16 protein-coding genes and 2 tRNA genes are annotated in these 23,918 nt (G+C 36.1%); 5 read left to right on the forward strand and 13 right to left on the reverse strand.

Features of this window, described 5'->3' with window-relative positions; all coding sequences use genetic code 11:
- Positions 1 to 1,103: 1,103 nt before the first annotated feature.
- Positions 1,104 to 1,179 (reverse strand) — tRNA-Lys (locus tag U736_RS0103095).
- 437 nt (positions 1,180 to 1,616) lie between these two features.
- Between U736_RS0103095 and U736_RS0103100 the strand changes: the two genes are divergently transcribed.
- The gene (locus U736_RS0103100; RefSeq protein WP_034451627.1) at positions 1,617 to 3,185 is read left to right on the forward strand and encodes a TerC family protein; all 1,569 of its coding nucleotides are present in this window, start codon (positions 1,617 to 1,619) and stop codon (positions 3,183 to 3,185) included.
- A 463-nt stretch (positions 3,186 to 3,648) separates the two neighbouring features.
- Here the strand turns inward: U736_RS0103100 and U736_RS12160 are convergent, their stop codons facing one another.
- From U736_RS12160 to U736_RS0103140, 5 genes are all read right to left on the reverse strand, one after another.
- Positions 3,649 to 3,906, reverse strand: coding sequence for a type III secretion system chaperone family protein (locus tag U736_RS12160; RefSeq protein ID WP_012755071.1), 258 nt, complete (start codon positions 3,904 to 3,906; stop codon positions 3,649 to 3,651).
- A 228-nt stretch (positions 3,907 to 4,134) separates the two neighbouring features.
- Positions 4,135 to 4,380, reverse strand: a complete 246-nt coding sequence (locus U736_RS12165; RefSeq protein ID WP_026500295.1) for a hypothetical protein — start codon at positions 4,378 to 4,380, stop codon at positions 4,135 to 4,137.
- A 1,773-nt stretch (positions 4,381 to 6,153) separates the two neighbouring features.
- Positions 6,154 to 6,387, reverse strand: coding sequence for a YbfB/YjiJ family MFS transporter (locus tag U736_RS13155; RefSeq protein ID WP_274532018.1), 234 nt, complete (start codon positions 6,385 to 6,387; stop codon positions 6,154 to 6,156).
- The gene (locus U736_RS13070) at positions 6,305 to 6,637 is read right to left on the reverse strand and encodes a YbfB/YjiJ family MFS transporter (protein ID WP_425351852.1); all 333 of its coding nucleotides are present in this window, start codon (positions 6,635 to 6,637) and stop codon (positions 6,305 to 6,307) included. Before U736_RS13070 ends, U736_RS13155 begins: the two co-directional genes overlap by 83 nt.
- A 484-nt stretch (positions 6,638 to 7,121) precedes the next feature.
- Positions 7,122 to 7,198, reverse strand: a tRNA-Arg gene (locus U736_RS0103140).
- Between the two features lie 263 nt (positions 7,199 to 7,461).
- Here U736_RS0103140 and U736_RS0103145 point away from each other — a divergent pair.
- Positions 7,462 to 8,235 carry an NAD kinase gene (locus tag U736_RS0103145; RefSeq protein WP_012755068.1) on the forward strand — a complete coding sequence of 258 codons (774 nt, stop codon included), beginning with the start codon at positions 7,462 to 7,464 and terminating at the stop codon, positions 8,233 to 8,235.
- A 146-nt stretch (positions 8,236 to 8,381) separates the two neighbouring features.
- Positions 8,382 to 9,785, forward strand: coding sequence for a DEAD/DEAH box helicase (locus U736_RS0103150; protein ID WP_012755067.1), 1,404 nt, complete (start codon positions 8,382 to 8,384; stop codon positions 9,783 to 9,785).
- A 59-nt stretch (positions 9,786 to 9,844) separates the two neighbouring features.
- Here U736_RS0103150 and gltX (U736_RS0103155) read toward each other — a convergent pair whose 3' ends face one another.
- The 7 genes from gltX (U736_RS0103155) to U736_RS0103185 all read right to left on the reverse strand — a co-directional run bounded on the left by gltX (U736_RS0103155) (position 9,845) and on the right by U736_RS0103185 (position 20,189).
- Positions 9,845 to 11,218 (reverse strand): glutamate--tRNA ligase, encoded by a 1,374-nt coding sequence (gene gltX, locus U736_RS0103155; RefSeq protein WP_012755066.1) that lies wholly within the window; start codon positions 11,216 to 11,218, stop codon positions 9,845 to 9,847.
- A gap of 10 nt (positions 11,219 to 11,228) precedes the next feature.
- On the reverse strand, positions 11,229 to 12,890 hold the full coding sequence (locus U736_RS0103160; protein ID WP_081429757.1) for an NAD+ synthase: 1,662 nt from the start codon (positions 12,888 to 12,890) through the stop codon (positions 11,229 to 11,231).
- 122 nt (positions 12,891 to 13,012) lie between these two features.
- Positions 13,013 to 14,392: a class II 3-deoxy-7-phosphoheptulonate synthase gene (locus U736_RS0103165; protein WP_012755064.1), complete on the reverse strand. Its 1,380-nt coding sequence runs from the start codon at positions 14,390 to 14,392 to the stop codon at positions 13,013 to 13,015.
- Between the two features lie 68 nt (positions 14,393 to 14,460).
- Positions 14,461 to 15,852 (reverse strand): glutathione-disulfide reductase, encoded by a 1,392-nt coding sequence (gor, locus tag U736_RS0103170; RefSeq protein ID WP_012755063.1) that lies wholly within the window; start codon positions 15,850 to 15,852, stop codon positions 14,461 to 14,463.
- A gap of 205 nt (positions 15,853 to 16,057) precedes the next feature.
- Positions 16,058 to 16,627: a DUF2059 domain-containing protein gene (locus tag U736_RS0103175; RefSeq protein WP_012755062.1), complete on the reverse strand. Its 570-nt coding sequence runs from the start codon at positions 16,625 to 16,627 to the stop codon at positions 16,058 to 16,060.
- A 111-nt stretch (positions 16,628 to 16,738) separates the two neighbouring features.
- Positions 16,739 to 17,443, reverse strand: coding sequence for a ribose-5-phosphate isomerase RpiA (gene rpiA / locus U736_RS0103180; protein ID WP_012755061.1), 705 nt, complete (start codon positions 17,441 to 17,443; stop codon positions 16,739 to 16,741).
- Positions 17,444 to 17,924: 481 nt separating this feature from the next.
- Entirely contained in the window at positions 17,925 to 20,189 is a 2,265-nt protein-coding gene (locus U736_RS0103185; protein WP_012755060.1) for a ComEC/Rec2 family competence protein, read from the reverse strand.
- A gap of 112 nt (positions 20,190 to 20,301) precedes the next feature.
- On the opposite strand from U736_RS0103185, the gene gltX (U736_RS0103190) reads away from it, so the two are divergent.
- Both gltX (U736_RS0103190) and gltA read left to right on the forward strand, forming a co-directional pair.
- Positions 20,302 to 21,732 (forward strand): glutamate--tRNA ligase, encoded by a 1,431-nt coding sequence (gltX, locus tag U736_RS0103190; RefSeq protein WP_012755059.1) that lies wholly within the window; start codon positions 20,302 to 20,304, stop codon positions 21,730 to 21,732.
- Between the two features lie 263 nt (positions 21,733 to 21,995).
- Positions 21,996 to 23,291, forward strand: a complete 1,296-nt coding sequence (gene gltA, locus U736_RS0103195) for a citrate synthase (protein ID WP_012755058.1) — start codon at positions 21,996 to 21,998, stop codon at positions 23,289 to 23,291.
- The last annotated feature ends 627 nt before the right edge of the window (positions 23,292 to 23,918 follow it).

Genomic DNA, 23,918 nt, shown 5'->3' on the forward strand with positions numbered 1-23,918 from the left:
ATAACTTCATTTTATTATTAAAAAAAGAAAAAGTATATAAATCAAGAATACTTAACCCTTTTAATAAAAGAATTTTTCCTAAACGATCATAATAAAAATACAAGAAAAACTTTACGAAATTTTCATCTCTCAGTGCTCTTCCCCATTACACAGTAACACCCATAAATAGTATAATAGTAAAGCCATTGTTGCACCATCATCTTTATACTTAATAAAAGAGAAAGCCTGCGCCATTATACTATTTTTCCAATGTTGTGATAACTTTTGACGCTTAAGAACGTTAATAAGAATCATTTTTATGCTTTTCTTCAATAGTCTTTATCCACACGTTAATCTCATTTATGATGCAGAAGTAATAATTTTAATTAATTCATTATAAGAGGGATTGAAAAAAAAGAAGTTTATTATAATAAAGTTTTTTTAAATAAAGAATAATTAATTATTATAAATCAATATATTATAATGATTCTGAGCAGCTTTCTTAATGTTTATCTTTTTAGCGGTTAAGCTAACGGGAAAACAGCATAACGTAACTGCACGGTTTAATATTTTAGAACTTGAATCCTTATTAAAGCTTATTTTCTGTCGTTTAGCAGGATATTAGCTTTAAACCATTAAACTGATCTAATTTTATTCCTGTTATGTCCAGCTAATTACTTTGTTTTATCTTGATTCACCCTCTTGGAATACTGATGATTATTACAGAGATTTTTTGTTTAAGCGGGAGAGTTATCAAAAAATATCCACGCTGCTGACACGACTAAAATGTAAAGTTTCTTCTATCTTTAAACAATATGCCAAAAATCCAAAAAATTTTAGTCAATTTATATTAAAAGAAGTGAAAACTGTTGATTTTTATACCCCTTTAAATAACACAATTGTCGGTAAGAAACTTCTCCTTACCAATTGCGATTAAAAAAAAGAAACAACATTAAAAGATCTTTAAGCCCCCTAAAAGTACAAAACCTGATGACTAAGCTATATCAACAATCTTTACTTTTAAACAAACGCATATGGGAAAATCCTACTTCCCAATTTTATTTAGCAACTCGTATCTTAAAAAATTTACGCAATCAATACGTTATTTATGGTATCAAATCAAATGGTGGGTGATGAGGGGATCGAACCCACGACCCGCTGATTAAGAGTCAGCTGCTCTACCGACTGAGCTAATCACCCATAAGCTTCTCAAAAGATGAGAATGAGCGTTTCTATAACGCTCCTAAGGATCGATGTCCAGATATTTTGTTGTTTGTTATATAGACTCATTGTCTGTAAGGTTAAAAATATGATATTCACCACTTGATCTTATATAAAAATAAACCCATTATAGGAAGCTTTATAAATGAATGTTCTGATTGTTATACAGAACCCATAGTTGGAGGATTATCGAGCATAATGCCCGAGCAAAATTTAGAGGAACCTTCTTGTGGTTGTAAGCGGGATGGGGCATCATTTTGTTTTATCAATAATCACATGCATTCAAGCAATATTTTGCTGTTTTTTTCGTTGAATATAAATTTTTTTACATTCAATGTTCATGATCCAATATACGAATAAAAGCCTATGAATTTTTTTTGTCAATCGCGCGCTTTTAAGCTTCTAAAAGGTAAGGAATGATGGAATGGATCACTGATCCCCATGCGTGGTTTGGTTTGATCACGCTGGTTTTTCTCGAAATTGTTTTAGGAATAGATAACCTTATCTTTATTGCAATTTTAGCTGAAAAATTGCCACTGCATTTGCGTGACCGCGCACGCTTTCTAGGTCTTACTTTAGCATTAATTATGCGGCTCTTCCTTCTTACTGTTATCGGATGGGTTATGAGACTCGATAGGGTAATTCTTTCACTTTCATCTTTTGTCTTTAGTTGGCATAGCTTTATTTTAATCGGTGGTGGAGCCTTTTTGCTAGCAAAGGGAACGCTAGAATTACATGAAAGGTTAGAAGGGGTATCACATGAAAGAAAAACAGGTGTTGCTTATGCTGTTTTTTGGCAAGTAATTGTTCAAATCGTGGTGCTGGATGCCGTTTTTTCACTAGACAGTATTATTACCGCAACAGGTATGATTGCAAAAGAGCAGGCAACAGTTATGTATATCGCAGTCATAGCTGCTATGGGAGTAATGATGTGCGGATCTGGTGTTCTTATGCGTTTTATTAATCGTCATCCCACTATTGTAATCCTCTGTCTTGGTTTTTTGATGATGATTGGTTTTACTCTCATTGTTGAAGGATTTGGTTTTCATATTCCCAAAGGGTATTTGTATGCTGCTATTGGTTTTTCTGTTCTCATCGAAGCTTTTAATCAAATTGGACGTCGTAACCGTGAAAAAATGATTAAAACAAATGATCTACGCAGTAGAACAGCTGATGCTGTTTTGAGGCTCTTAGGAGGAGGAAGTAAAGATAGTCATCTTGCTGAGACTGTAGATGTTATTGCTGAACAGGCTGCAGCTTCTGAGTTGTTTAGACCAGAAGAAAAGGAGATGATTCGTGGTGTTCTCGATTTAGCTGATCGCCCTGTTCGCTCTATCATGTCGCCACGTAATGAGATTGAGTGGTTAGATTTAAATGCTGATGAAAATGAAATGCGTGAAGAATTACAAAAGGTTAAACATAGCCGCTTAATTCTTGCGCGTGAAAAAGTAGATGAATTTGTTGGCGTTGCATTGACAAAAGATCTTCTTTTGAATTTGGCTGAGGGGAAAAAGATTAATTGGAAAAAAGCTATGCGAGAACCCCTCGTTGTTCATGAAAATACAAGTGTTTTACGATTGATGGAGCAATTACGTCATTCTTCGATTCAGCTTGCAATTATTGTTGATGAGCATGGATCTTTTGAAGGAATTGCAACACCAACTGATATTCTTGAAGCTATTGCAGGAGACTTTCCTGATGACGATGAAGCACTCATGATCGCAGAACGACTTGAAAATGGCAGTCTTCTTGTTGAGGGATATGCTGATATCCGCCGTTTAAGTGGTTATCTTGGGCGTAACCTTGTGGATGAAGCAGATCGTTATACGACTCTGGCAGGCTTTATGCTTTGGCAGTTTGGTCATTTACCAAATGAGGGAGAAAGTTTTGAAACTGATGGTTTACACTTTAAAGTGATTGAAATGGAACGCCGAAACATATCTAAAATCCTTATTTCTCCAATTGTCTTACCAGAAAAAAGCTAATTCTTTTTATAAGCAAGATGAATAAAAAGATTTTTTTATGATTAAAAATTGAAAAGAATAAGAAGTTGATGACTTAATTTCATTTCATTATTTTTATATTTTTTAAGCGTAAAGTAATGAACATACAAAAGTTATGTTATCAATAAACTTTCCATTATAAAAATTTTCATTGATGATTTACAAAAAGCTGTAAAAGAAAAAATGATGCAAAATTATTTGTCACTGGTCATTAATCTCAAAAATTATGAATATATACAACATATTGATTTATAATAATTATTTATTATAACATTAGCTTCACATCAAGAAATCATCTTTCAAACATCAGATTTCCGCCAATGGATAGAACTCCGCCATTGTTGGGTTCACTCAACTGATAATGGCAGCGTTAAACTAGACTCTGGTTCCTATAATTTTTTGAGATCTTCTTGATATTTCTTATCTTTTGTTTCGATAAATTTAGCTATTTTTTTCCTTCCAAGAATGAAGCTCCACCTCTCTGGAAAGCTCTTATTAAGAACTTTGTTTTTTCTTCCACATGGCTCATATTTTTTGCTACTTTTGCAATTAAAGTGTAGCTGAGTTTCTTAGATTTCACCACTTCTTTGGCTAAAGCCAATGCACGTTCAAGATGAATCTTTTGGGTATTTTCATCAAAGCCTAAATGATCCCCTGCACTGAAACTTTGATAATAAGATTGTAAGGTTGCAACATCACCCAATAAAGCCAGTGCACCAATATGAAGTAGCTATAATCTGCATCATCTATCTTGATAACCTTATGTGCCTCAACTTCACTCTTTTGCCAAGGTAGTGCTCCATATCTGGAACAAAAGCATTTATGAAGATCAATTTTTTCCATCACCCATTTCAAGACATAATCAAGCTCTAATTTCAACCAATCCGCATATATTTCTTCTTCACAAACTCTCAACCACTTTTTATCAAAGTCAAGTTTTAGATCTTGTAAGTGCTGAGAATTGATAGGGGTCAATTACCATGCAGGCAGCAGCTAAAATACCAGTACTAATCGAAAATCCAACATCAAATTGCGGATAACCTTTGATAATTGCGTCATTATAAAGAACTTGTACTTCACGATCTGGTAGTTGATAACGTGCTGAATAATTATCTACCTCTTTAATTTTCTCAACAGACCAATCAAGATTTTTGAAGAGCGCTGTTGCACTCTCCATGGCTAAAAAATTCTTTGCTCTACCTCAAAAAAGGTTGTATCCATATCAAAAGTCAAAAGCGAAGCAGCTTTCTGCAATAAAATTGATAACACCGTATAAGAGAAGAATCTTATCAATAAGGTCTTTGGTGATTTCTTTTGCAACCTCTAAACGAGATGGAATCTTATCATAAAAAACAAACAACAAAGTCAATAGTTTGTGTGAAATTATTTTATATGAATTCCATTTAGAATTCACACTTTATACGTGATTCAATTGACCATTTTTTATAAACAATTGCCATGTATGAATAGACTATAAAAAGCAAATTATGATGCAAGTGTTATAAGGCATGTAAACATTCAAATGAAGTAAAACGCAGCTATCATTCATAACAGTTCATAAATTTTATGATACGTTTTTATCACACACAAATCGCATTGTTAAAAACGTAATCGTTTGGAATTATCGATAACATAAATTGCATGCACTTAAAGAATAGTATGGGTTTTACTTTTTTTTGAGCGAAACCTTAAAAGAAATAATCATTTGAAGCTATCATAAGATATGATTTTAATTCATTAAGAACACATAAAAGGATTTAAAGACAAGTCGATTTTAAAGCGGGGCTTACTAAAAAAGTTAGTAAATGACAAGCTGGCATTATATAGATAGTATCATCACAACAGATAATAAAATTGATAATGTTATGTCTTATGAAATCAAAAGTCTTTTAATGATATAACGCAAGCAAACAAGCAAAAAACGTTTTAAAAGAGGCATTTTGATAATGTGCTTTGTTTCAAATGCCCCCTCAAAAATGAGGGCGTTATTCTTAATACGTTTTATAACCATAAACAAAGTGTTTATAGGTTCTGTAATTCAAATGAGTGATTAAAAATCATACCTGTCATTTATGTTCCTTTTGATAAGTTTTAATCAATAAAATAGAGCGCTTGCAATATGATATGTTGTATATATGCATTCATTATTGATTTCTTTTGTATGATCTGTAGCACCTCTATTTAAAAGCCGCATCATATCAATTGACACAGCTTTCTTTTATGACAGGTTTTTATAGCCATCAAAAAGGCGCTCCCCACGCCTGTCATTTATTCTGTTTATCAATCTTGGCAACATTATCACTTTCATAAACCTCACAATTTATGGGAAGCGAATATAAATCGCTATGTCTTTTTATTCTTGCATTGCCATATACATTACCTCTAATCACGAAATAACTAGAGATCTTGGCATTGCCATAAACTTTGCCATACTAACAACAGCATGATCATAAACCTCGGCATTGCTATGAATAGGTAGACTAGCGGATAATTTTGCATTTCCATAAACCCGCACATAATGATAAACTCAAACGTTATAAGAAAGATGAGCATTGTTATAAATATGAGCACCAAAATACACGCGGGTTTTATCACATATAAGGGCATTGCCATACACATAGCCACCAATGGCAGCATTGCCATTGCCCCTTGCATTTTCATAAACACGACCAGATTTTACAACACAGGCATTATCAGCAACCCAGTAATTGCCACCATGAGAGAGGTTGCTTTCATTTTCAATAAAACCATCTAGATCGCTTTTTTACATCACCAAAATCTTTTAAAGCACAAATGCGATATAATATATGACCAGTCACGAAATCCATTTGAGTGGTCAATTCATATTTTTGGGATGTTTTTTCTTATTAACAGGAGCGATTTCATTTGCAATGGAATAAATAACGGGGATATTTTTTGATATTGTTGTCATAATTAAACCTGTATGTTTTTAAAAGTTTTGAACAAACATTAAGCCGACTTCAAACCAAATGTTTGTCGCATCAAGCGTCCTGTTCAAACTAATAATAACATATTCATTACCTAGTAGAATACCAACTCCTACACCTGCATAAAACGAAGCAATAATCCGCCTATTATGGCTATGCTGCATGACCATTATAGAACCCAAAACCATCATTGCTACACTCGCAACACCAGAAGCAAATCGGATCAAAAGGACCAAGTGTTAACGCCATGGAAATAATAAGTGCACTCATTACTATAGCTGCACAAGATAGCATGTGAGGAGAAAGAGATATATTCCCAATTCTGCCAAACGTAACGAACATACTCCCAACTAAATAACCACCATAATTAGCGCTAGCTATATAAGAAAGTTGATTAAAGGTAAACAATCCCTCATCCAATATAACCGGCAATATTGGTGTATAGAGAAATTTCCCGATACCCATTCTCAAAACCATAATAACCATACCGAATACAGCGTTTTGAAACAATTCAAATCTTGACGATTATTTTTTTCCCCATTAATATTCCTTTAACTGGTGATAATCCTCATCCGCGTTCCACCTCACCATAACAGCCTTTAGCTCCAAAAATAGAACAAAAGCAAATTTAGCTATCTATTTTAATGCTCAGAACAATATATTTAGCTATCTACTATCAATATCGCCAGATCAATTATACAATAACATATTGAATTAATATGTATTTTTATGTTATATATGTTATAGTTAAATTGAAAGCATATTTAGATAATCTTGCTTTTTTATCTCGATATTCAAAATGACTAATCGAAAAATTATATACGCAGCCGTAAATTTTACTTCTCTTAAAATCATTTGCTTATTCGCTATAAAACTTAATAAACAAATCAAATGACCATTTTCATAAAAGAGGAAATTGGCTTCTTTTTAGGTAATATTGTTATTTAGGATGATATGAAGTTGAAGAATTTGGTGCACCCGACAGAATTCGAATCTGTGACCTCTGCCTTCGGAGGGCAGCGCTCTATCCAGCTGAGCTACGGGTGCTTAAAACTGATTATTAAAATCAGTTATGGTCTTTTAACTAATCATACTCTTAGCTTCAATGCTAAATTATCATTCTAATAAAAAAATTACTTGTTTGTAACTTATCTAACAACGCACTCCTCTTACTTTTCAATGATACTTTACCTTGAAATAACTTCTCTTTATTCAATGCTCTTTTTATTATAAAAAGAGCTTTTGTTACAACTTCAAAACTCTCAAAAATAAGTTACAACATACATTATAAATATCAGGATAATTTTTTAATGACTACATTACCAAGTCGCTTTCATTTTATTTCCGCAGAAACTGAGGACGCTATCAAAGCTACCCATAAATTAATTTCCGTTTATGGTCATTCTTCTCTGGAAGAAACTGATATTGTTGTTGCAATCGGTGGTGATGGGACAATGTTACAAACCGTACGAGACGTCATGAACACAGGCAAACCTATTTATGGTATGAATCAAGGTTCTGTAGGATTTCTTATGAATGAATTTCATGAAAAAAAATTGCCCAATCGTATTGCTGTCGCACATAAAAAAGAAATTCATCCCTTGCGCATGATTGCAAAATCTGAATGTCAAGATTCTATCGAGGCGCTTGCAATTAATGAAGTATCCCTCTTTCGGCAATCTTATCAAGCCGCAAAAATTCGCATCACCATTGATAACAACGTACGCATGGAACAATTAAGTTGTGATGGTGTTCTCGTCGCTACACCAGCTGGATCGACCGCCTATAATTTATCAGCACAAGGACCTATCTTACCTCTTATGGCCCCCCTTATGGCCCTCACTCCCGTTAGTCCTTTTCGCCCTCGGCGTTGGCATGGAGCTTTGCTTCCCAATACAGTAATAGTGCGCTTTGATATGCTTGAACCTGACAAACGCCCTGTCAACGCTGCTGCAGATAATATTGAAGTTAAATCTGTTCATTCAGTTACTATTTCAATGGCAACAGAAGTAACAGCTTCAATCCTTTTTGACTCAAATCATTCATGGGATGAGCGCATTTTATCAGAACAATTTCGCTATTAATGATTGTATTATGCGTTTTATATGTATATGATTGTTATAGTTAGTTTTTTTGTGAAAACATCTTAACACTTTTTAAGAGTGTAGAATATTGGTTATAATCATCATTTAGGTAGCGCAGTTAAAATCACAGAGCAATTGATAAAAAAATGATACCATCTTTAAACAGTTTTGATGATTTAGGTCTTTCCGCAAAGGTTATTAATGCGGTGAAATCAGCGGGATATACAACTCCAACACCTATTCAAAGTGAAACAATTCCGCATGTCCTTCAAAGAAAAGACGTTTTAGGAATCGCCCAAACGGGAACAGGTAAAACCGCTTCTTTCGTATTGCCTATGCTCACTCTCCTTGAAAAAGGTCGTGCAAGAGCACGAATGCCCCGTACGCTCATCTTAGAACCAACACGAGAAATTGCAGCTCAAGTTGAAGAAAATTTCGATAAATACGGAATAAATCATCGTTTAAATGTTGCTCTTTTGATTGGTGGAGTTTCTTTTGAACTCCAAGATCGCAAACTTGAACGGGGAGCTGATGTTCTTATCGCAACGCCAGGACGCCTTCTTGATCATTGCGAGCGCGGTAAACTGCTCCTGATGGGCGTTGAAATCCTTGTTATTGATGAAGCTGATCGCATGTTGGATATGGGCTTTATTCCTGATATTGAACGCATCTGTAAGCTAACTCCTTTTACGCGTCAAACTTTGTTCTTTTCTGCAACAATGGCGCCAGAAATTACAAAACTAACGAAACAATTTTTACATTCTCCTGTATCTGTTGAAGTTACAAAAGCATCCTCAACCGCAACCACAATTACACAACGGCTCGTCAAATCTGGAAGTAAGTCATGGGATAAAAGAGCTGTTTTGCGAGAACTTATTCATAATGAAGGTGCTGAGCTTCAAAACGCTATTATTTTCTGTAATCGAAAAAGAGATATCTCTGAACTTTTTAGATCTCTCGTCAGGCATAATTTTAGTGTAGGTGCACTTCATGGAGATATGGACCAATACTCGCGCATGAGCACATTGGCCGATTTTAAAGACAATAAACTCACGCTTCTTGTTGCATCTGATGTTGCCGCCCGTGGACTTGATATCCCAGCTGTAAGTCATGTATTTAACTATGATGTCCCTACACATGCTGAAGACTATATCCATCGAATTGGTCGTACAGGGCGTGCAAATCGTAGCGGAAAAGCTTTTACAATTGTCACAAAAGCTGATCAAAAATATATCAATGCCATTGAGGAAATGAGTAATGAAAAAATTGAATGGCTCAATGGAGATCTCTCAACTTTAATAGCCGATGATCAAACAGAAGATATTGTTGTAAAGAAAAAATCTTCAAAATCATCAAAGAAAACTGCTCAAAAAGAGCCTGTTGCTCACACTAAAAAATCTGTAGAAGAGAATAAAACAGAATATATCAAAAATGCAAATAATAAAGAGAAGCCATCTGAGCAACAACGCCCACGAAAAAATAAGAATTACACGCCCCTTGGATTTGGTGATGAAATTCCTGCTTTCATGCTTATAAAAACGTGTAAATAAACCCGTTCTTTACTCTCTTTAAGAGTAAAATGAACGAAATGCTTTAAAAAAAGCCGCTCTTATTTCCTAGAGAGTCTTTCTGCTACCTTTTCACGCCCTAAAAGCTGCAAAATTTTTCCCATTTCAGGTCCATGATCCATGCCTGTAAGTGCCTGACGTAATGGCATAAATAAAGCTTTTCCTTTTCGACCTATTTTTTCTTTTAATGCTGTTGTCCAAATTTTCCAACTTTCCTCATTCAAAGCACCTTCAGGTAAGAAATCGAGTGATTGGCGCACAAAAGCACGATCCTCTAGTGCCACTGTATCAAAATTCTGTTCATCATGAATGATTTTCCACCACAAAACAGCATCATTGACTTTATTAATATTACTTCTTATCGCATTCCAGAAATATTCCGCCTTATCTCCCTCAATAGAAAGTTTTTTAAGGCGCATTTTTACTTCCTCATAGTTTAACTCATGGACAAGATGACTATTCAAAGCAAGAAGATCAGCAATATCAAATTTTGCAACGGATCTTGACGTATCTTGGAGATTAAAATGCTCTAAAAGCGCTGCTTGATTGGGATAGGGATGCACATTTTGCGATGTCCCAATCAAAACGGCAAGGCATTGAACAGCTATAGATTCAAATCCTTCTTCCCGTAGAGAACGAATAGAAAGATCATTGTTACGTTTTGAAAGTCCTTTTCCTAAAACTGTTGCCAATAAATTGATATGGCCAAAAACCGGTAATTCTGCATTAAGAGCTTTAAAAAGAGCAATTTGAGCGCCTGTATTTGTAATATGATCATCCCCACGAATAATATGCGTAATAGCCATATCTACATCATCAACAACAGACGGCAATGTATAAAGATAGCTTCCATCTTCACGAATAAGAACAGGATCTGAAAGAGAAGCCAAATCAATCGTCTGCTTTCCCTTTACTGCATCATTCCAACAAACTTCTGTTCGCTTTGTTTGTAGAGGATCATTTTCAAAATTAGGGAGAAGAAAACGCCAATGGGGTTTACGACCTTGTGATTCAAAGTTTTTTTTCTCTTCTGCTGTCAATTTTAATGCTGCACGGTCATAAATAGGAGGCAATTTGCGTGAAAGCTGGATTTTACGACGCCGTTCTAATTCTTCTGCAGTCTCATAACAGGGATAAAGAAGCCCGCGTTGTTTGAGAATTTCCGCAACTTCATCATATCGATTAAATCGCTTAGATTGGTAATAAATTGCATCTGGTTGAATACCAAGCCATTCAAGGTCAACAGCAATAGCATCGATATATTCTTGTTTAGAACGTTCAACATCTGTATCATCATAGCGCAAGATAAATGCTCCATTATGCGCTTGCGCATAAAGCCAATTGAAAAGCGCAATACGGATATTGCCAATATGAATATAACCTGTTGGAGAGGGAGCAAAACGAACTTTAACCATAAAATAATACTCAATTTTTATCGCGAAAATGATTGACTATGGGATAGCGACGATCGCGTCCGAAATTCTTGTAACTGATTTTTACACCGGGTGCAGATTGTCGTCTTTTATATTCGGCACCATAAAGAAGCTGTTCAACTTTCTCAACAGTTTCCCGTGAATACCCACGTTTAATAATATCACAAATACTCATGTCATTTTCTATAAGAGATTGCAAGATATCATCTAGAATAGGATAAGGCGGAAGAGAATCTTCATCTTTTTGATTTTCCCGCAGCTCTGCAGAAGGCGCTTTTTCTATAATATTGGATGGAATGACAATTCCTTCTGGTCCTTTCAAATTGTGCAAGTGATTTTTATTGCGCCACTCAGCTAATGCATAAACCTGCATTTTATAAATATCTTTAAGAGGATTAAACCCGCCATTCATATCACCATACAGTGTTGCATATCCCACAGCCATTTCCGACTTATTGCCTGTTGTCACTACCATTGAGCCAAATTTATTGGAAAGTGCCATTAAAATAGTTCCACGTACACGGCTTTGAAGATTTTCTTCTGTCACATCAGACGGCAACCCTAAAAAAACTGGCGCCATTGCGTTCAAAAAAGCTTCAACAGGTTGCTCAATCGGTATTATTTCATAATGACATCCTAGAAGTTGTGCACACTCTTTAGCATCTTTTAACGATTCTTGTGAAGTATAGTGATAAGGCATCATAATGGTGCGAACTCTCTCAGAGCCAAGAGCATCCACCGCCATTGCCGCACACAGGGCTGAATCAACTCCTCCTGAAAGACCAAGAATAACATCCTTAAAGCGATTTTTATTAACGTAATCTCTCAAACCTAAAACACAAGCTTGATAATCGGCCGCTAATCCATTGAGAAGACTTTCATTAGGACCTGAAATACAGTGCCATCCCGTCGTTATTTTTTGCCAATGGCTCAAAGCAATATGGCTATCAAAGTGCTTCATTTGAAATATCTTTTTTCCTTCTCCATTCAAGGCAAAAGACCCACCATCAAAAACGAGCTCATCTTGACCACCAACTTGATTAGCATAAATAATTGGTACCCCAGATCGTAGAGCTTGCGTATGAACAACATCTATACGTTTTAAGGTTTTATTACGATCGTAGGGAGATCCGTTAAGGACAAGAATAATTTCCGCTCCTTTATTACCAAGCTCCGCACAAAGTGAAGAATCATTCCAAATATCTTCACAAATCACTATTCCTAGTCCTACCCCACGATAGATAAGAGGCTCAGGTCGTGGGCCTGAAGAAAATAAACGCTTTTCATCAAATTCAGCATAATTAGGTAGATCAAACTTCAAACTTTCGGCAATGACTCGCCCTTCATCAAGAAGCATGACACCGTTGTAAATATTGCCATTGCGTCTTAATGGAAGACCAATGACAATTCCTGGTCCGCCTACGGTTATCTTTGCTAATTTCTTAACAGTCTCTTCACATGTTTTTGTAAAAGCAGGTTTTAGAACAAGATCTTCCGGCGGATAAGCGCTTATAAAAAGTTCCGTGAATAAAACAAGATCAGCCCCCTCTTCTTTGGCCTTTTGATGTGCCATGGCAGCTAAAGAAAAATTCCCCTCAATATCACCAACAATAGGATTTAATTGGGCAATTGATACCCGAAAATCATTTTTCATAAGCCTTTGTATCATTTCATCAGTTTAGCAACCACAACTTATTCTTCATCATCAGGAAATATCACTTTTTTAAAAATTCTCTTCTGCCATAATGACCTAAAAGTATATTAGGAAATTTTTTCCTACCCACCAACAGCAATTCCTAACGAATCAGTCACACGATTTTTTTTAAGGAGTTCAGCAACAAGAAAAGCCAATTCTAACGCTTGATCTGCATTTAACCGTGGATCACATTGCGTATGATAACGATCAGATAAATCGTCTACAGAAATAGCATGCGCCCCTCCTGTACATTCAGTAACATCACGACCTGTCATCTCAATATGGATACCTCCTGGATAAGTTCCCTCTCCATGATGTACTGCAAAAAAATTCTCTACTTCTTTTAAAACATAATCAAAGGGACGCGTCTTATAACCATTGGCAGTAATCGTATTGCCATGCATTGGATCACATGACCATATAACCGCACGCTTCTCACGTTCAACGGCACGGATAAGTTTAGGCAGATAATTTTCAACTTTATCATACCCAAAACGCGTAATGAGAGTAAGCCGCCCCAGCTCGTTTTCTGGATTTAAAATATCAATTAATTTTAAAAGCTCATCAGACTCAATGGAAGGACCACATTTTAATCCTATAGGATTTTTAATGCCGCGACAATATTCAACGTGAGCATGGTCAATCTGACGTGTACGGTCACCAATCCATAACATATGACCGGATGTTGCATACCAATTTCCTGAAGTTGAATCAATCCGAGTCAAAGCCTCTTCATAACCAAGCAAAAGTGCTTCATGACTGGTATAAAAAGATGTTTCACGCAATGAAGAATGTGTTTTGGATGTAATCCCTATGGAACGCATAAAATCAATTGCTTCAGAAATACGCTCTGCCAATAATTCATAACGTTCCCCCTGCGGACTGTTAGAAACAAAACTCAACATCCATGTGTGTACATTTTCTAAATTAGCATAGCCACCTTGTGAAAAAGCACGCAATAGATTAAGTGTTGCCGCAGATTGGCGATAAGCCATAGACATCCGTTGCGGATCTGGAATACGAGAATCGGCTTCAAACTCAATGCCATTAATAATATCCCCCCGATAAGCAGGAAATTCAACTCCCTCTTTGCTTTCGATATCAGAAGAGCGGGGCTTTGCAAATTGACCAGCAATACGACCAATTTTAACAACCGGTTTAGAACTACCAAAGGTTAAAACAATCGCCATTTGCAAAAATACACGAAAAAAATCACGGATATTATCAGCTTCATGTTCTGCAAAGCTTTCGGCACAATCACCACCTTGCAATAAAAAAGCTTGTCCTTTTGCAACAGCTGCTAATTCATTTTTTAAATCACGTGCTTCACCAGCAAAAACTAAAGGAGGATAACTTCTCAGTTTTCGTTCAACATCCTCTAACATAGACTTATCCGGATAAGTCGGAACTTGTTTAATTGGCCTTGTTCTCCAAGAGTCAGGTGCCCATTCTTTTATCATTACACTCTCTCTAAAGATTAATCTTACAGATTGGCATATCAAAAGCTTTTTACCGCAATATATGCTGTTTAACTTTCTATTTTCTTCCCATTTTCATATATATAACTTGGTTTATACATCGTTACCAATTCTTCTGCCATCGTTGGATGCACTGCCATCGTTTCATCAAAGATATCCTTCGTCAGCTTTCCTTTGAGAGCTATCCCAATAAGCTGTGCCATCTCACCAGCGTTTTCCCCTAAAATATGAGCGCCCACAACAATACGGCTTTCACCATCAACAATGAGTTTCATAAGCATTTTCTCTGAACTATCAGAAAGAACATTACGCATAGGACGAAAAACTGTACGATAAATTTCAAGACGCTTATAACGACGTACCGCATCTTCTTCTGAAAGACCAACTGTTCCAATCTCTGGCTGAGAAAAAACTGCCGTCGTAATTAAATCATAATCAGGTGTCGTGGGAATATTCTCAAACGCAGTCTTCACGAAACACATTGCATCATGAATCGCAACAGGTGTTAATTGAATATGACCTGTTACATCACCAACAGCCCAAATATGGGGTACATTCGTTGTCATTCTTTCATCAACAACAACTGCACCAAATTCATCCACTTGAACACCTGCTCGCTCAAGTCTTAAACCTGTTGTATTTGGTACACGCCCCGTAGCCAACATAATCTGATCGGCACTAATCGTTTGCCCATTTGATAAAATAACTTCATAACAATTTTCTGCAGCCTGCACTTTAGAAATTGTTACACCATAGAGAATAGAAATCCCTTTTTCAGTCATTTCATCGCTGAGCAATTGCCGCAAATCATGATCAAAACCACGAAGGATTAAATCACCACGATGGAGCAGCGTTGTTTTTACACCTAATTCATGAAAAATATTAGCAAATTCAACACCAATATACCCTCCACCAACAATGACTATTGATTTTGGAAGTTGATCAAGGTCAAAAATCTCATTAGAAGTGAGGCAAAATCCACCGCCTTCTATGGAAGTATTTGGTGCAACTTTTGCCCCTGTTGCAATCAAAATTTTTTCTGCACTTACCCGCTCACCCGTGGCAGAAAGCTCTAATGTGTGATCATCTACAAAAGTAGCACGACTTTCATAAATATGCACATTGTTATTCTCTAATCCCTTACGATACAGCCCTTCTAACCTTGATATTTCTTTATTTTTAGCTGCAACCAACTTTTCCCAACTAAAAATTGGATCCGCATATTTCCACCCAAAACCAACACTTTTCTTAAATTCTTTTACATATTGTGATGCATAAACATAAAGTTTTTTGGGAACACAACCACGAATAACACAAGTGCCCCCTATCCGATATTCCTCTGCTATAGCAACACGCTTACCGAGTCCTCCAGCAAGCCGTGCTGCACGCACTCCACCAGAACCACTTCCAATAACAAATAAATCAAAGTCAAAAGAGCCCACGAATTATTCCTTCTTATGTATCTGCAAGAATAGGCTAAGATCATTTATTATCAAATGAAAGTCTTTTTTTCTTTTGAAGAAGCATTTTTTTATAAAGCCGTATTCTAAAAAGACCTACTCTCATTAAAATATTAAAAACGGCGGGAAAACCGCCGCTATTTAAAAAGTCAGAAATTGCCCAGTGGTTGTCATGATATCAATCAAGCTATTTTTTATTTTCTGAAGATTCTGATTTTATAGGTATATTTGTAGGCATAGTAGAATTATTCAAATTAAGTATTTCAGACATCTCTTTTTTCACATTTTCTACAAAATCCCGCATAAGCGCAGAACGCCATACATCAAATGCTGAATAAGAATCACGTGCGATATTGGGAACTTCTGTCAAAAACTTTTTACCGGTATCAGAACTGTAGAATGCTGTTATTGCATCAAGCTCTTTTTGAGTAAAATATTTTGCATATACATGAGCAATCTCTTTTTCTAGATCAGAGCGCCTTTTAATTAAAGCAAGCGCCTGCTTATCAACAATATCAGAAATAGCCTCTGCCAAATTTGGATCATCCCTCATCAGTGCAGTTTTAAGATCATCTACCGCATTTGGTAAAAAACTATCAAACTGATCTGTTGCGTGAATGGCACTTATAGCCTTTCTAGCTGAAGCTAAATGTTGATCGCTCACACCTTGTGCATAAGCCATTCCAATATTCACAATAAAAACTGCAACTACACCTAAATATACGACAAAACGCTGAAAAGAAAATATTGTTTTCATTTAATGATTACCCCGATAATTAATTATAATTCAAATGCGTTATTTATTCAAAATTTCAATACTCTTTGATTTATTGTATTGTGCTAACATATCGTCATGAAACTGTCTTCTCTAAAAATCAAAAGATTCTAAAATTTTTGTTTGACCATCAACCATAGCTACAATTGCACGTGAAGCCAATCCCAAAAAAAGGCCATGCTCAACAACACCAGGAATGGCAAGAAGTGCGTCCGATAATGGTTTTGGTTGCAAAATGCAGCCCCAAAATGCATCAAGAATAAAATGCCCCCCATCTGTTTCAAAAGGATTTTTTCCATTCATTCGCAATACAATTTCTCCAGAAAGCCCTAAGTCATCAGCGACTTTTTCGATGGCTCTGCGTGTTGTATGGATACCAAATGGATTAACTTCAATTGGTAGTGCAAAAGCACCAAGTCGTTTTACCACCTTTGTTTCATCAGCAATGACAAGCATTGCACGGGATGCCGATGCTACAATTTTTTCATACAACAATGCTCCCCCTCCACCTTTTATGAGCATCATCTCAGGACCAATTTCATCTGCTCCGTCAATATCAAGATCCAGTTCAGGTATTTGTTCTAAAGTGCTAACAGGCACTCCAAACTTACGACAGAGTTGTTCAGAATATCGTGAAGTAGCAACACCAGTCACTCGCAAACCATCCGAAACACGCTCACCAAGAAGACGAATAAATTCATTGACTGTCGAACCAGATCCAATACCAAGCCGCATATCATCTTCAATAAATTCAAGCGCTTTAATAGCTGCCATTTTTTTTAACTGCTGAACATCCATGAATGACTTTGCCTTTTATCCGTATAAGCAGCATTTATCACCCCTATTACCACCGATAATAATGATAATAAAAGATAACCTCTTGACGCAATCTATTTAAATTTACCATCATCTTTTGCTTGAAGAGCATGTTACTCGTTATAGAAATATATGATAAGAATAAAATAGAATAATCAACAATTATCTTTTTTATTTCTTTGAGAAAATTTGTTAGCATTTTTCTCATTCAATAAAAATTTTTGATTTATCTTGTGCTATCAATAGGATGCACAAAGATGCACATATCAATTTTTTTGAAAAATTTAAAATGATCAGATATAAAAATCATCTGTTTCTAGAAAACTGTAGGTTATTATCTCGTTTCAATGACTTTGATAAACTTACTAATTTAAATACCGCAAAATTTTATCAGAAAAGTTTTCTATTATTTTTTGTTTTGTCATTATCCAAATGTGAAGCAAAATATGATAGATTATATTTTTTATGAATGCTGTCTGTGCATATTCCATGGTCTATGAAACCCTAGCGAAGACCAAATAATATCTCCACCTTTGGTCATCATAACGCTTCCTCGTGATAACAATTGTTGAGGCGTAAATATTATTTTTGCCTTCTTATAACATGTTGGATTACGCATTACAAATGTCTGAATGAGAATATCTGCCTCTACACATTGATCTGTTTCTCTCTGTAAAACAACTACTTTTAATCCATTCTCTAATAATGACGTACATACATGATAATCACAAATAAATTGTCCGTGCAATGAAGGACCATATTTTGTTGGTTTAATCGTTTCATTCACACGAAATGACTTTTTCCATATGGATGTCGTGAACTTAGAAATATGGTAACGATCAATATATAATTTTTTATCATAGATAACGCCCACGAGACGCATATTATCTGCTATAATCAGTTGTACAGGTGAATGCATTACACAAATAGAAATACCAGCCAAAATAAACAAATTAAAAAAGAGCCGGATGGGTGTTTTGCAAAAAGTCAGTCCAACCAAGCCTATGCTCAATAAAACCAACGCAGATAACGGCATAAAACCAGGATTCAAATCAGGAGAAATAGCCTTGATAGCATGCGCAATCTTTATCACAAGATCAACACCAAACCCCATAATTTGAAGGGGGAGCCATTCGAATCCTCCTAACATTGCGAGGACTGCAATTAATCCAAAAGGAATGACAAAAATTGAAATGACAGGCAAAGCAAAAGCATTACTGATAATGCTCAAAGATGCCGTATTAGAAAAATGATAAGCAGCATAAATTCCACTTGCACTCCCTGCAACAAGGGAAGAAGCACATGTTGAAAGCATTGATAAGAAAGCAAAATTTATCACTCCTCCTCCAACATAAGAGGGGGTTGTTTTTCTTTTACGAAAAAATGATCTTCCACTCCACCAATCAAAAAAAGCTATCAAAGCAGCAGTCGCAGAAAAGGACATTTGAAAGCTAGGACCTAATATTTCATGGGGTGTCATCGCCAGAGTTATCAACCCTGCAATAGAAAAATTACGCATTGTTATAGCAGAGCGATTACACAATATAGCAACCAACATAACAGCAATCATCACAAAACTTCTTTGCGCTGATATTGCTAAGCCCGACAATAACAAATAAAAAGCTGTTATCATAAACGCAACGATAGCAGCAAATTTTTTACTGGAATAATAGGAAGAAAAAACTGGAAAAAATGCTAAAAAACTACGAATACTCAAAAGAACTATGCCGCTTAACAACGCCATATGTAAACCTGATATTGATAAAATATGGGCTAATCCAGCCGTACGTAATGCTTCATTTGTCTCATTTGAAATGCCAGCACGCTGCCCTGTTATGAGAGCAGCAGCAACACTCCCCTTTTCTCCTTCAAGGGCTATACGGATTCTTTGTGTCATCTTCGTGCGTAAATTTTCAATTTTCTGTAGAATGATAGCGAATATTCCATCAGGCTGCGAAACCGATATTTTTCTTGGTTTTCCTAAATAAACGCCTTGTGCCCCAATTCTTTTAAAATAATTATGAAAACTAAAATCGTAGCCTCCTGGACGCACTGGCCCAGAAAATGCACGAATCTTAACTTTCCCATATAGTCCATCACCAATTTCTAAGCCAGATGGCAAATATCTTGCCGATAAACGAATACGATGAAGACTATGGCATAATATGGGCTTTTCTGTACTAAAAACATCCAAAACTAAACGAAATCCCCCTTTGGTGCCTGACTCAATAGAAACAATTCTTCCCGTCAATGTGGTGACGATGTCACTGCTTAACATGGGTGTTGCAATACGCCACGTTTCTATTTTTGCCGCCAAAGCACCCAATGTAATACAAAATAAAAATCCCACGGGAATCCATATTTTTCGATAAAAACGTGCAACATAGAATATTCCCAGAAAAATACTGACCAACGCCCCCAATTGTCCCCAACTTGGCTCCCACTCTAAATGAAAGTAAAAAATGATTCCTAGGGCAAAAAAGACTAAAATCAGCGAAAAAAGGATACCAAAAGAAACTTCTTTATTGATACAATCTTCTAGCCATTTGCGAAAACGAATGATTACTTCTTTTGAGAGTGTCAATAAAAAAAGTTTTTGTTGGTTATAACTGCCGTTCTTTGCATCATCATATCTAGAAAAAATACTCTGCCCTATTTGACATGGCTTTTTTCTTTCTGTAACAGATTTTTCGGATAAACCCTCTTTAACTTTACTTTGATAAAACATCCGCCCCCCACTTTAACTCGCAATATGGCTATTGCACACCCCATCACCTATGCTAACATGATTTTTCTATAAAATTCTATAAGTAATATCTCAGTTTAAAGGAAAATATTTCGTGTCTGTTATTACTCGTTTTGCCCCTTCACCCACTGGCTTCCTTCATATTGGTGGCGCTCGTACTGCTCTTTTTAATTGGCTTTATGCAAAACATACCGGTGGAAAAATGCTTTTAAGAATTGAAGATACAGACCGAGAGCGCTCAACAGAAGCAGCTGTAAAAGCTATTATAGATGGCTTACACTGGATGGGACTTAGTTATGATGGCACCCCTATTTCGCAATTTGAACGTGCTGAACGTCACCGACAAATCGCCGAACAGTTGGTCAAAGACGGCAAAGCATATTATTGTTATGCTTCACCTGAGGAGTTAGCTGAAATGCGTGAAAAAGCCCGTGCAGAAGGGCGCCCACCACGTTATGATGGACGTTGGCGGGACCGTGATCGTTCTGAAGCTCCTAAAGGTGTTAAGCCTGTTATTCGCATCAAAGCCCCTGAAGAAGGAGAAACGATTGTAAATGATCGTGTTCAAGGTGATGTTCGTTTTCCTAATAAAGATCTCGATGACTTTATTATTTTGCGTTCTGATGGTTCGCCTACTTATATGCATGCTGTTGTCGTTGATGATCATGATATGGGCATCACACATATTATACGTGGGGATGATCATCTTACCAATGCTGCCCGACAAATGATCATCTTTAAGGCAATGGGATGGGATATTCCTGTTATGGCACACATTCCTCTTATCCATGGTGAGAACGGTGCAAAATTATCAAAGCGGCATGGTGCACTCGGAGTTGATGCCTACCGAACAATGGGATATCTTCCTGCTGCTTTGCGCAATTACCTTGTCCGTTTAGGTTGGAGTCATGGTGATGACGAACTGATGTCGCTTAAAGATATGATTTCTTGGTTTGACATTGAGGATATTAACAAAGGTGCTGCTCGTTTTGATCTCAAAAAGCTCGGTTCCATCAACGGACACTATATGCGCATGAGTAATGATCAAGAACTTTTTGATGCCGCTCTTAATATTCTACCAGAAACCGATAGGGGAGCACAAATTATTGAAAGACTTGATGAAAAACGCCGTGTTCAATTTTTAAAAGCAATCCCGCATTTGAAAGAACGTTCAAAAACACTGTGCGAACTGATTGACAATGCCTCCTTCATTTTTACGCAACGACCTTTACAACTTGATGAAAAAGCACAAATGCTCTTAGATAAAAATGGACGAACCATTTTAAATGGTCTTTATCTTGCCCTGAAAGCTTGCCCCTCTTGGGATACAAAAACCCTAGATGAAACACTTCGCTCTTGTGTACAAACACAGAATCTCAAATTTGGATCTATCGCCCAACCACTTCGCGCAGCTCTTACAGGATCTGCAACATCACCAAGTGTTTTGGATGTTCTTATTTTATTAGGACGCGATGAATCCCTTCATCGCATCAAGGACCAACTTATCACAACAATATGCTCATAATGTGTACTGAGTATATTTCCTCAAATAGGGATCTATACAGATATCTCAACGCGCCCTAGAAGAGTTTTTTATGTTATATCATTGAAATACATTTTTTATTGAGTAATAATGATCAATAAGGAAATATTTTTAGATTGCATGTACTCACTTTTAGAGGCAATCTACCCTTAAATATAAGTAAGAAAAGCTTCAGTTATACATCCCCCACTCTGATGAAGCAGAGTCTTAATTTTTAGAAGTGAAGGATCTGAAAGGAATACCGAATGTCTGAGAATAACGCATATATTATTGTGAATGATAAAAAAGTAGAGCTTCCCTTGCGTAAAGGCACGAGTGGACCTGAAGTCATTGAAATTGCTTCTCTCTACAAAAAAGCCGATATTTTTACTTATGATCCTGGTTTTACTTCAACAGCTTCTTGTGAATCAAAAATTACTTATATCGACGGTGATAAAGGCATATTGCTTTATCGTGGTTATCCTATTGATCAATTAGCTGAAAAAGGAGACTTTCTCGAAAGTTGTTATCTTTTACTTTATGGTGAACTCCCAACACAGCAAGAAAAAAATGAATTTGATCGATGTATTATGCAGCATACCATGGTACACGAACAGTTTGCACGCTTCTTCCATGGCTTCCGCCGTGATTCTCATCCTATGGCCGTCATGGTTGCCTGCCTTGGCGCTATGTCTGCGTTCTATCACGACTCTATTGATATTACAGATCCTCACCAGAGAATGATTGCTTCTGTTCGTCTTATCTCAAAAGTTCCAACGCTTGCTGCTATGGCCTATAAATACAGTATCGGACAAGCATTTGTTTATCCACGTAATGATCTTAGTTATGCTGCAAATTTCCTCCGTATGTGCTTTGCTGTTCCTTGTGAAGAATATAAAACAAACCCTGTGCTTGCTCGGGCGATGGATCAAATCTTTATCCTTCATGCAGATCATGAACAAAATGCTTCTACATCTACGGTACGTCTTGCTGGATCCTCGGGTGCTAATCCGTTTGCCTGTATTGCAGCAGGTGTTGCATGCCTTTGGGGACCAGCACATGGTGGTGCCAATGAAGCATGTTTAAAAATGCTACAAGAAATAGGTTCTATTGAAAGAATTCCTGAATTTATTGCACGTGCAAAAGATAAAAATGATCCTTTCCGCCTTATGGGCTTTGGGCACCGTGTCTATAAAAATTATGACCCACGTGCAAAAATCATGCAAAAAACCTGTCATGAAGTTTTAAAAGAACTCAACATTCAAGATGACCCACTTCTTGATATTGCAATAGAACTTGAAAAAATTGCCTTAAGTGATGAATATTTTATTGAGAAAAAGCTTTATCCCAATGTTGATTTCTATTCCGGCATTACATTAAAAGCTCTAGGTTTTCCAACTGAAATGTTTACTGTTCTTTTTGCATTGGCGCGCAGTGTCGGGTGGGTGGCACAATGGAAAGAAATGATTGAAGACCCTGCACAAAAAATTGGTCGTCCTCGACAACTCTACACAGGCTATGCTATGCGTGACTATGTTCCTATAGACGAACGTGCAAATTAAAAAAAGAAATCAATAAAGCTTCAGTTTACTGAAGCTTTATTGGAAATAATCCAAAAATATCCTTTGAGAATTTTTATAAAACGTGATTTTAAAACTCTTTCTACAGAGGTAACATCATCATAAAAATTTACTAAAAAATTCTAAGTTTTAAATTGAGAATACTCTTCTGCAAGTTAGCCAAACATTTAGCAAAAAGAAATTGAAAATTTTACCTTATAATTCTCATTATCTTTAATGGAAGTGTATTTCCTGTCATTCCCTCATGTTTAAAAACCTTATTACATATTAAAATCTAGCAATGTAAGAATTTTACTTTCTATCTTCTCCAGATAAAATTGCAAAAGGCTTACATTAAGTGCTTCTTTAAAATGCCAAAAACTTCTTATCCCTTTTCAAGTAGATTAGAATAAAAATACTTTACATTTTATCCTGTTCAGAGCTGAAATTTTCTTTGTATTTAAGTTAATATTTTTCCTTTTAAATCTAACTTATTGATTTTTAAATAAAAATATTAAAAATCATCATATAATCAACAAGAGGTGTACTTCTTTCCTGTATTTTTTATTCCCATACTTGATAAAAATAAATCATTTTTTTGATAATGATATCCAGCATAATGATAGCAAA

This window comes from Bartonella grahamii ATCC 700132 (genome assembly GCF_000518085.1).
GTDB classification, from domain to species: domain Bacteria; phylum Pseudomonadota; class Alphaproteobacteria; order Rhizobiales; family Rhizobiaceae; genus Bartonella; species Bartonella grahamii.

Excerpts from the sequence above, each read along its gene's own strand:
- U736_RS0103100 (WP_034451627.1), top strand. The coding sequence starts at position 1,617 with ATGATGGAATGGATCACTGATCCCCATGCGTGGTTTGGTTTGATCACG.
- U736_RS12165 (WP_026500295.1), bottom strand. The coding sequence starts at position 4,380 with ATGGAGAGTGCAACAGCGCTCTTCAAAAATCTTGATTGGTCTGTTGAG.
- U736_RS13070 (WP_425351852.1), bottom strand. The coding sequence starts at position 6,637 with ATGGTTATTATGGTTTTGAGAATGGGTATCGGGAAATTTCTCTATACA.
- U736_RS0103145 (WP_012755068.1), top strand. The coding sequence starts at position 7,462 with ATGACTACATTACCAAGTCGCTTTCATTTTATTTCCGCAGAAACTGAG.
- U736_RS0103150 (WP_012755067.1), top strand. The coding sequence starts at position 8,382 with ATGATACCATCTTTAAACAGTTTTGATGATTTAGGTCTTTCCGCAAAG.
- gltX (WP_012755066.1), bottom strand. The coding sequence starts at position 11,218 with ATGGTTAAAGTTCGTTTTGCTCCCTCTCCAACAGGTTATATTCATATT.
- U736_RS0103160 (WP_081429757.1), bottom strand. The coding sequence starts at position 12,890 with ATGAAAAATGATTTTCGGGTATCAATTGCCCAATTAAATCCTATTGTT.
- U736_RS0103165 (WP_012755064.1), bottom strand. The coding sequence starts at position 14,392 with ATGATAAAAGAATGGGCACCTGACTCTTGGAGAACAAGGCCAATTAAA.
- U736_RS0103175 (WP_012755062.1), bottom strand. The coding sequence starts at position 16,627 with ATGAAAACAATATTTTCTTTTCAGCGTTTTGTCGTATATTTAGGTGTA.
- rpiA (WP_012755061.1), bottom strand. The coding sequence starts at position 17,443 with ATGGATGTTCAGCAGTTAAAAAAAATGGCAGCTATTAAAGCGCTTGAA.
- U736_RS0103185 (WP_012755060.1), bottom strand. The coding sequence starts at position 20,189 with ATGTTTTATCAAAGTAAAGTTAAAGAGGGTTTATCCGAAAAATCTGTT.
- gltA (WP_012755058.1), top strand. The coding sequence starts at position 21,996 with ATGTCTGAGAATAACGCATATATTATTGTGAATGATAAAAAAGTAGAG.